Annotated in this window: 3 protein-coding genes; all 3 read left to right on the top strand. The window is 74.8% G+C overall.

Going from position 1 to position 1,537, the window contains the following annotated elements; genetic code table 11:
• Positions 1 to 14: 14 nt before the first annotated feature.
• Complete coding sequence (locus ACTWPW_RS64125) at positions 15 to 170, top strand: fumarylacetoacetate hydrolase family protein (RefSeq protein WP_443175030.1); 156 nt, start codon at positions 15 to 17, stop codon at positions 168 to 170.
• Positions 167 to 754, top strand: coding sequence for a maleylpyruvate isomerase N-terminal domain-containing protein (locus ACTWPW_RS64120; protein WP_443175029.1), 588 nt, complete (start codon positions 167 to 169; stop codon positions 752 to 754). The genes ACTWPW_RS64125 and ACTWPW_RS64120 overlap by 4 nt, the downstream gene beginning before the upstream one ends.
• Positions 755 to 779: 25 nt before the next feature.
• Positions 780 to 1,537: FAD-dependent oxidoreductase (locus tag ACTWPW_RS64115; RefSeq protein ID WP_443175028.1), on the top strand; the 758-nt coding region annotated here is incomplete at its 3' end.

Below are 1,537 nucleotides of genomic sequence, written 5' to 3'. Positions count from 1 at the left end.
GCTACGCCTCCACGATCATGACCCTGCGGCCCGGCGACGTCATCGCGACCGGCACGCCCGGCGGGGTCGGCCACGCCCGCAAGCCGCCCCGGTACCTGGCCGAAGGCGAGGTCGTGGTGACCGAGATCGAGGGCGTCGGCCGCCTGGAGAACACCGCGAGGAAGGCATGACCGCGCGCGCCTGGATGGACCAGTGCACCACCCTGTTCCTGGACACCCTCGACCGGCTGACCGACGACGAGCTCGCCGCGCCGACCGCCCTGCCCGGCTGGACGCGCCGGCACGTCGCCGCGCACGTCCACGGCAACGCCGAGGCGCTGCGCCGCCTGCTGAGCTGGGCGGCGACCGGCGTGGAGCAGCGGATGTACGCCAACGCGGGCCGGCGGGCCGAGGAGATCGAGACCGTGGCCGCGCTCCCGGCCGACACCCTGCGCGCCCTGGTCCACCGGTCCGCCTCCGACCTGGCCGCCGACATGGACCGGCTGCCGGAGAGCGGCTGGCAGCGCCTCGTGGTGACCGCGCAGGGCCGGACCGTCCCGGCCACGGAGATCCGCTGGATGCGGGCCAGGGAGGTCGCCGTGCACGCCGTCGACCTCGACCACGGCGTGAGCTTCGCCGACCTGCCCGCCGACTTCAACGCCGCGCTGGCCGCCCACGCGCTGGCCGGCCACGCGGCCAGGGGCCAGGCCGCCGGCCTGGCGGCCTGGCTCACCGGCCGGTCAGCCCGGCCACCCGTGCTGGGGCCCTGGTTGTGAACCCGAACGGACAAGGATGGCACTGATGAACGCCCCCTACGCGCCCGTCGACGTCGTGGTCGCCGGCGGAGGCATCGGTGGCCTCGCCACCGCCCACGCCCTGGCCCGGGCCGGGCACACCGTACGCGTCCTGGAGCGCTCTGCGGAGTTCGCCGAGGTCGGCGCCGGGCTGCAGATGGCGCCCAACGCCACCCGCATCCTCAAGGAATGGGGCCTGCTGCGGCAGGTCCTCGACGCCGGCGTCACCCCGCGCCGGCTGCTGTTCAAGGACGCCCTCGACGGGACCGACCTGACCCACCTGGACCTCGACGACGCCTTCGAAACCCGCTTCGGCGCGCCGTACGTGGTCATCCACCGCAGCGACCTGCTCGACATCCTCGCCCGCGCCTGCCTGCGGGCCGGCGTCGAGCTGGTACCCGGCTGTGCGGTGCTCGACGCCGTCCCCGGTGCGGACGGTGCCGTGGTGCACAGCTCCCTGGGCGAACACGCGGCGGGGCTCGTGGTCGTGGCGAACGGGCTGCACTCCCGGCTGCGCGCCAGGTTCAGCGACGACGAGCCGATCTGCTCGGGCTACGTCGCCTACCGCGGCACCTCCCCCATCGCCGAGCTCGACCGCGACCTGGACGCGGAGACCGCCCGGAACGTGGTCGTGCACATCGGCCCCGGCTGCCACCTGGTGCGCTATCCGCTGCGCCGGGGCGAGATCCTCAACACCGTCGCCGTCTTCAGGTCGCCGTCCTACGAGCCGGGAGCCGAGGACTGGGGCGGGCCGGAGGAGCTCGA

The organism is Nonomuraea sp. KM90, from assembly GCF_052246675.1.
Classification (GTDB): Bacteria; Actinomycetota; Actinomycetes; order Streptosporangiales; family Streptosporangiaceae; genus Nonomuraea.
This window is presented reverse-complemented; position numbering and strand designations above follow the sequence as displayed.

What these genes read in the sequence shown, in the direction of transcription:
- ACTWPW_RS64120 (WP_443175029.1), top strand. Translation starts at nt 167, where the DNA reads ATGACCGCGCGCGCCTGGATGGACCAGTGCACCACCCTGTTCCTGGAC.